Here is a 7,400-nt window from a genome sequence, read left to right as displayed (position 1 = left end):
AATGCCGCGTTGTAGTCTTTCCAGTTGGTCGTTCGGTACTTCAGCTTTACGGGAGCAATCATGCCGTCAGTTTACCCGTGCTGCGCCTCGGCCGCTGATGGGCCGATTTGTGCAACAAAGCCGCAGCTACATATATCGCTTGCACTCGAAGGGCTGGCGACTACCTAGCCAATTGCCAGACTGCGGCCAGGGATAAGTACAACGCCTCCAAGCCGTAATACCCACAAGGCAGCACTCCGGTGCTGCCGCTTTTATCGAGGTTTTTATGAAGCTTCCTTGCGTTTCAATAAGTGTCGATGACAAAAATCTTGTAATAACTCATCAGAAGGAAGGTAGGACTGACCCACTTAGCGTTCCTATATCGCTGGAAGATTTAGATAAAGACGGGTTTGACGTCGCATCGAAGAAAATAGGGTCTCTAACCTTGCAGCTACTCAAAAAATGGTATCCGGCGGAATTTGAGGAATTCGATAACTTACGGAACCCGCCCCAGGCGTGACCTCAAGCGGGACGTAATCCAAGCCGCCCCGCTGGCTTGGTTAACTACGTCGATCGCGCGTATAACCTGCTGAGCCACTTGCCACTGAGTAAGATTCCCGGTTCGCTAAGCTTGGATGCTCTCGAGAACGACGAAATCACTCGGGGGCATTTTTAGAATTCCTCAACCGCCCACCGCCCCCTTCCTTCTTAGTTTTCACTCGAACGGCCTTGAAGCCCATTGGATATAGATCGGCGGCGATCTTGATCTTGGCACGCGCATCATCCTGCCAAAAACCTTTAACCTCATGCATTTCCAGCGCGCCATCGGCGAGCATGACGGCGAAGTCTGGCGTGTAGAATGTGTTGTCGGCCAGCCGCAGCTTAATCCCCTCGAACTTGAACCACGCCACCTCGCCCGCGTGGCGCCGAGCGTCGAGCGTCGAGCGTGGCGGCGTAGGCGGCAAAGCGCCGATGTCCAAGCTCTCAACTAACCGAAATAACCTCTTGCAACTTCACACCTAGCGCCTGGAGCGCGCGTTGATTGCTCATCTCATCCTTCCGCTTTGGTCTGTCCTGCATTGTTGTTCTGCTCGAGCGCCTGGCGCTTTTCGATCCAGGCTTGGCGGTCGCCGACATTGGTCGCCAGTGAATATCGGCCGCACGCCGGCGTCTTCCAGGGAAGGAACGGGGCGATCACATCGACGCGGGCGGCGTGTCCAGCGCAGCGTCCGAGCCCGACCTTCGCGTGCTCGGGGTATTCCTTCATCTTGAAGTGGCCGCACAGGGCGCAGACGCTGGTGCTCTGCTGCATCATGCGGCGCGGCGCCCCAGGTCTTGGAGCATCTTCGACAGCCCCTCTGGCCGGCCGGCGCGGCGCGGCAGGTCGGCGGCGTCACTCGGCGGCGGTGCGACGGGCACCGGTGGCGAGACGATCTGCGCCAGACGCGGCGGTGGCGGTGGCTTGCCTCCGTTGTCGATCGCAGCACGGATCCGGGCCTCCCAGCTGGCGGTCGACTCGCCGTAGTGCGCCTGGCCAACGCCGACTTCCATCGCCTTCGCGAGCCTGGTTGCGTCGCTCAGCCACCAGGCGCCGCCGCCGGCGGGCTTGGGCTGGTTCGCCGGGACGGTCCAGTCCGCGGCATAGTGCTCGCCTGGTCCGAAGAATGTCGCCGCCTGCTTGATGAACTGCGGCTCGGTCCTCATCGCCTTGACGTAGGCGGCATAGGTCTGCGCGCCAGCGAGCATCTCGGCGACCGTGGCGCCGGCGCTGAGCCGAGCGGCCCAGGCCTTGTGCGCCGCCTTCTTGCTGTCGCCCGGGCGGGTTGGATAGACCTCCCAGACAGCTTCGAAGTCGGCTGGATAGTCGTTGCGCTTCACCTTCGTCGGTGTAGCGCCGCTGGCGCGCAGACGGTCTAATTCATCTAGCATGTCGACCACCGTCGACGACTTCAGGTGCACAGTCGGGTTGGCGGCGGCCAGGCCGCGCAATGGGGAGTAGTCACGCATGGCCGCCCTCCCCAATGTTCGCGTACCGTTTCGCCAGGAAGACCTGGCCAGCGCCGGTGACCATCGTGGTGAAGGTCGCATGCGTCACGCCCATGCTGTCGGTGTACGGCTGCTGCTCGACCACCGTGAAATACTCGCGATCGATGTACTTCTGATACTGCAGGTTGTTCTCCAGCAGAATGCCGTCGGCGCGCAGGCGCTTGAAGAACTTGTTGCGGCCGTGGCCCAGGGTCTTCGCGATCTTCTCGATGTGGCAAGCGCCGTCGATGGCGCGCACCGCCTCGGCGAACGCAACCTTCGGTGCGTCGGCGGCGACCTTGATCTCCAGCGCCTCACGCGCTTCGAACTGCGCAGCCCATGCTCGAGCGGCTTCGGCCGGGTTCGTGAAGTCTGGAAGCGCGATCAAGGCGCGCTGCTCCAGTTCCTGCCAGCGATCCACGAGCCTAGCGGTGAACTGCGGCGAGAGCTGCGCCACGATAACGTAGCTGTCTCGCTTTCCGATCTGATACACCTTCTCGACAGTGTTGTTCCCGGCCTTTTCGCCATCCACCAACGGTGGACGGCCAATCGCACGCGCGCCGGCTAGCCGGCGCGCCGCAGCTTCGGATAGACCAGCGCCCGCACCGCCACCTCGGCCGGCACGTTCATCGTGGCCAGGAATTCCGCCGCGCGCGCCAGGCCGAGCGTCGGGATCGACGCCACCGCCTGGTTCACCAGGTCGCGCGTGCGACCGTCCACGCGCTGCCTGTGGCCCGCCTGCACGCCGGACGCGCTTGCCGCGTCAGGCGTCTCGTTGATCATCATGGTTCGTACTCCGTTCAGTGCAAAATAGGCACGATAATTGTACGTCTTCCGATGATCAAATGGCTATGGAAATGTTTTCGAGAAGGCAATTCTAATGCTTCCCGGATAGGGGCGTTGCGGCGCCGCCTCAGTGGCAATCTAAACGGGCAATGACGCTTCCTGCTCGAGCGTCGGCGCCAGCAGCGCACGGCGCTGGCGCAGCAGCTGCTCGAATTCAGGGGCAGCCAGCGGCTTGCTGAAGTAATAGCCCTGCATCTCGTCGCAGCCGTGGCTGCGCAGGTAGTCGAGCTGTTCCGCCGTTTCCACGCCCTCGGCGATCACCGCCAGCTTCAGGTTGTGGGCCAGGGCGATGATCGAGGTCACGATCGCGGCGTCGTTGGCGTCATGCGTGATGTCGGCCACGAAGGAGCGGTCGATCTTGAGCACGTCGATCGGGAAGCGCGACAGGTAGGAGAAGCTCGAGTAGCCGGTGCCGAAGTCGTCGATGGACAGGTTCACCCCGAGCGCCTTCATCCGGTGCAGCAGTTCCACCGCCGGCGTGACGTCGCTCATGAACAGGCTTTCGGTCAGCTCGATCTCCAGGCAGGCCGGGTCCAGGCCGGTATCGCTCAGCGCCGACTCCAGGCTTTCCAGCAGGTCGGGGGCGCCGAACTGGCGCGCCGACAGGTTCACCGCCACCCGCAGGCGCGGCAAGCCCGCATCCTGCCAGGCCTTGTTCTGGGCGCAGGCGGTGCGCATCACCCAGGCCCCGATCTGGACGATCAGGCCGGTCTCCTCGGCCACGCCGACGAAGCGGCTCGGCGGCACCATCCCCAGCTCCGGATGGTTCCAGCGGATCAGCGCTTCCATGCCCACGATCTGGCCGCTCTTGAGGTCGACCTGTGGCTGGTAGTGCAGCACGAATTCATTGCGTTCGAGGGCATTCCTCAGCGCGCTTTCGATGCGCACCCGCTCCAGCGATTCCTCGTTCATGGCCGGGGTATAGAACTGGAAGTTGTTGCGGCCCAGCTTCTTGGCGCGGTACATGGCGATGTCGGCATGTTCGATCAGGTTGTCGCTCGACGTGCCTTCGCTTGGATACACCGCCACGCCGATCGAGCAGGTGACGAAGAACTCCTTGTTGCCCAGCATGACCGGCTGCGCCACCGCATCCATCACCCGCTGCACGATGGCCGGATTGAGCGGCTCGTCGGCGTGCTCGTTGAGGATCACCACGAATTCGTCGCCCGACAGGCGCGCCACGGTGTCGGCATCGCGCAGCGACGAGCGCAGGCGCGCCGCCACCGTCACCAGCAGCACGTCGCCGGCCTTGTGGCCCATGCTGTCGTTGACGAACTTGAAGCGGTCGAGATCGATCAGCATCACCCATACCGGACGGCCGCTGCGGTTGGCGTAGGCGATCGCCTGGCCCAGGCGGTCCTGCAGCAGCGAGCGGTTGGGCAGGCCGGTCAGCACGTCGTGCTGGGCCACGTGGTGCACGCGCTGCTCGGTCAGCTTGCGTTCGGTGATGTCGCTGCCGGTGCCGCGATAGCCCTGCAACACGCCTTCGTCGTCGAACACGGGCTGGCCGTTCACGCAGAACCAGCGGGTGTCGCCGTGGTCGTCGACCACCTGGTATTCGAGGTTGGCGAAGGCTTCGTGGGCCTGCATCTTGGCCAGGTGCTCGCGCCCGCTTTCGCTGTCGAGCAGGCCCGGCACGTATTCCCAGCGCGTCTTGCCGAGCAGGCCCTGGACCGCCACGCCCGACTTTTCGGTGAAGCCGCCGGTGATCATCGTGAAGCGGAAATCCCTGTCCTGCTCCCAGTACCAGTCGGACGACATCGCGACCAGCTGGCGGAAGCGCTGCTCGCTCTGCAGCAGCGCCTTTTCGGCGCGCTCGCGCGCAGCCATGTCCTCGATCAGGCGGCGGTTGCTGCGGCGCAGGTCCGAGGTGCGCTGGCGCACCAGTTGCTGGACCTTGCGCGCGCGCATCCCCGCCGACTGGACGAAGGCGCTGCCCAGCAGCGTCACCAGGATGCCGCCCACCAGCAGCGCCACCGAAGCCATGTGGTCGGCCAGGAAGGGCCGCGGCGCGGCGGCGACCTCGACCCGCCATGGGCGGCCTCCGGCCTGCAGTACGGTGGCGCGGGCGCCATGGTCCGGCCGCAGCCAGCTGATGAGCGCCGGGCGCGCACGGGGCACGGTGGGGCCGGTCGACATCAGGAGCGCCGCCGGATCGGCCCGTTCGCCGGCATACACCGAGACGAAGATGTCGGCCCGGTCCAGCAGACCGGCTTCGAGCAGCGACTGGTGCACCAGTTCCTTGCCGCGCACGACGGCTGCGGTATTGCCGAGCAGCTCGCCGCGCTTGCCGAACACCGGCATGACCAGGTCGAAGGCGACGGTCCCGGTGCGCACCAGGGTGAACAGGCTGGTCGCGGTGGGCTGGCCGCTGTTCTTCGCTTCGTCGAGCGCGCTCATGAGCGACGCATCGCGGCCCAGGTCCAGGCCGAAGGCGCCTTCGTTGCCGAGCATTGGTTCGACGTATTCGATCACGTGGTAGCGGCCACGCGCCGGCGCCGGCGCCAGGCCGTTCGGTGTCTTCTCCGTCAGGACGGCGCCCGGCCGCACGCGCTGCAGTTCGGCCTCGACCGCCGCGCGCTCGTGGGCGGGTACCACCCGGTGATAATGGAAGGCTTGTATGAAGCGGTGCCGTTCCAGCAGGCGCGAGGTGAAGTCGGCGAAGCGTTCGCGGCTGACCGGCTCGCCGTTCGAAAACAGCTGGTTGGTCACCGCCAGCACTTCGATCGCCCTGTCCATCCCCTGGCGCACCGCCGCCACCCGCTCGTCGGCGCGCTGGGCGAAGGCGAGCGCCATATTGTCGTACTCGAGGTGGCTGACGCCCACGAACAGGCCGAAGGAAGCGGCCAGGCCGCCCCCCAGGGTGAGGGCCGCCGCGAGTGTCAGTGAACGGATCGGTCGGCGCGGCATCGGGTCGTGTTCCTGGACTATGGTCTGGCTATTTGCGTGTGTTGACGGAGAACTGCTTGCCGGTAGGCATTAATCCGCGCAAGTGTGTCATAAACGCGATGGGCTCGCAAACGAATCCTGTCGTGCGAGACAATTCGTCCACATGCTCACGTCCGGCGCCGCGCCAGCCAGGCCACCAGCAGGCGCGCCAGCAAGCGGTTGCTCCAGCCCAGCCCCCGGCCTTCCTTGCATGCCATTCGGGTAAGCAGGCGTTCGCCGCGGCCGGGCGCCGCGCCCGGGTGGCCGGGGCGGACCGCGAACAGGATGCGGTTATTGCCGGCGATGCGAGAAAACCAGGCCAGGCGGCCGTCGAAGATGGCGCGCAGACGCTGCAGCACGCCGGCGTACTGGGGATCGTAGGTAAATACGTTCGCCACCAGCACGCCGCCCGGATGCAGGGCGCGCCGGCAGGCGGCGTAGAAGGCGCCATCCGCCAGGGCAGGCGGCAGTCCCTGGCTGTCGAAGCCGTCGACCAGCAGCACGTCGCAGCTGGCGGGCATGCGCGCCAGGTAGTCGGCCGCGTCGCAGTGCAGGATGCGCAGGCGGGCGTCGTCGGGCGGCAGGCAGAACTGGTCGCGCAGGGCGATCACGTCATCCCGGATCTCGAGCACGGTGATGCGGGCGCGCGGAAAATGGCGGTGGCAGAACTTGGCCAGCGAGCCGCCGCCCAGGCCGACCATCACGATGTGGCGTGGATCGGGCACGAACAGCGCGAAGCACATCATGGCGCGCGTGTATTCCAGCACCAGCGCGTCGGGACGCGAGACCAGCATTTCGCTCTGGACGTCGCCGTGTGTGAATTCCAGGGTGCGGCGGTCGCCGTCTGTGCGTACCAGGGGCGGGCGGGTGGCGTCAGCGGCGGGGCGGTCGAGGGGAGCGGGCATGGCGCAAAGTATATGCGAGCGGTGCGCCCCGCCGGCGCTGCTCGCATTCCTACCTCAAGTGTGACTTTCTAAAATAGCCGCGACGTTGTGGAAATTATCGTGATATGGACTTTTCCGAGGACCGCAGTAAACAGGCCGGGTTATGCTGGAAAAAGAGTCTACTTAGGACTCCCTCTGAATCCGTCTCCGATCAATCCTATTCAGAGGTTCATATGGCCCAAGCCACCTCGCTCCAGCCGGGGCAAATCCGTCATCTTCTCCGCGTCACTGCGGCCACGAGCAGGCATCCAGAGCGAGACACCCTTGTCCTGCTGCTGGGTTAAACCGCAGGCATGCGCGTGACCGAAATCGCACAGATCGAAGTGCAAGACGTGCTGTTCCCATCGGGTGCGCTTCGTGAAGAAATTAGCTTGCGCGCCGCGATCACCAAAGGATGCCGGCAACGCTGCATCTATCTGAGCCACGCAAAGGCCATTGACGCAATTGATCAATACCTGGGCTACCGAGTTGTGCGGCGCCTGCGAACGACCAGCGATCCGAGCCGCTACCGAGGCCTTGAGCCGGCAAGCAAGCTGATCCTGACACACAAGGGTTACGGTAATCCCCCCATTTTTAGAGCACGCTAAAAGTAGAGGTTAAGCGGCGAGCGCCAATTTCTGTTTTGGCGTAATACCGCCGAGCGCCATGTTAGGCCGGTCGTGATTGTAGGTCCACAAC

8 protein-coding genes are annotated in these 7,400 nt (G+C 64.4%); 1 reads left to right on the top strand and 7 read right to left on the bottom strand.

Going from position 1 to position 7,400, the window contains the following annotated elements; translation table 11 throughout:
* Positions 1-635: 635 nt before the first annotated feature.
* The 7 genes from J3U95_RS27735 to J3U95_RS27705 all read right to left on the bottom strand — a co-directional run bounded on the left by J3U95_RS27735 (position 636) and on the right by J3U95_RS27705 (position 6,683).
* Positions 636-959 (bottom strand): DUF1064 domain-containing protein, encoded by a 324-nt coding sequence (locus tag J3U95_RS27735; RefSeq protein WP_208281700.1) that lies wholly within the window; start codon positions 957-959, stop codon positions 636-638.
* 71 nt (positions 960-1,030) lie between these two features.
* Entirely contained in the window at positions 1,031-1,294 is a 264-nt protein-coding gene (locus J3U95_RS27730) for a hypothetical protein (RefSeq protein ID WP_208281699.1), read from the bottom strand.
* A complete protein-coding gene (locus J3U95_RS27725) occupies positions 1,291-1,986 on the bottom strand; it encodes an LvrA C-terminal domain-related protein (RefSeq protein WP_208281698.1) in 696 nt (231 codons plus the stop codon). The genes J3U95_RS27730 and J3U95_RS27725 overlap by 4 nt, the downstream gene beginning before the upstream one ends.
* Entirely contained in the window at positions 1,979-2,536 is a 558-nt protein-coding gene (locus J3U95_RS27720) for a phage antirepressor KilAC domain-containing protein (protein WP_370662116.1), read from the bottom strand. The genes J3U95_RS27725 and J3U95_RS27720 overlap by 8 nt, the downstream gene beginning before the upstream one ends.
* Before the next feature lie 32 nt (positions 2,537-2,568).
* On the bottom strand, positions 2,569-2,790 hold the full coding sequence (locus J3U95_RS27715) for a hypothetical protein (RefSeq protein WP_208281696.1): 222 nt from the start codon (positions 2,788-2,790) through the stop codon (positions 2,569-2,571).
* Positions 2,791-2,928: 138 nt separating this feature from the next.
* Positions 2,929-5,760: a bifunctional diguanylate cyclase/phosphodiesterase gene (locus J3U95_RS27710; RefSeq protein WP_208281695.1), complete on the bottom strand. Its 2,832-nt coding sequence runs from the start codon at positions 5,758-5,760 to the stop codon at positions 2,929-2,931.
* A gap of 146 nt (positions 5,761-5,906) precedes the next feature.
* Entirely contained in the window at positions 5,907-6,683 is a 777-nt protein-coding gene (locus J3U95_RS27705) for a fused MFS/spermidine synthase (RefSeq protein WP_208281694.1), read from the bottom strand.
* Between the two features lie 338 nt (positions 6,684-7,021).
* Here J3U95_RS27705 and J3U95_RS27700 point away from each other — a divergent pair, with 338 nt between their 5' ends.
* Positions 7,022-7,309 (top strand): hypothetical protein, encoded by a 288-nt coding sequence (locus J3U95_RS27700; protein ID WP_208281693.1) that lies wholly within the window; start codon positions 7,022-7,024, stop codon positions 7,307-7,309.
* Positions 7,310-7,400 lie beyond the last annotated feature (91 nt).

Source organism: Massilia oculi (genome assembly GCF_017582745.1).
Lineage (GTDB): Bacteria > Pseudomonadota > Gammaproteobacteria > Burkholderiales > Burkholderiaceae_D > Telluria > Telluria oculi_A.
Note: the sequence above shows the minus strand (reverse complement) of the source record. Positions and strands in the feature narration are given on the sequence as shown.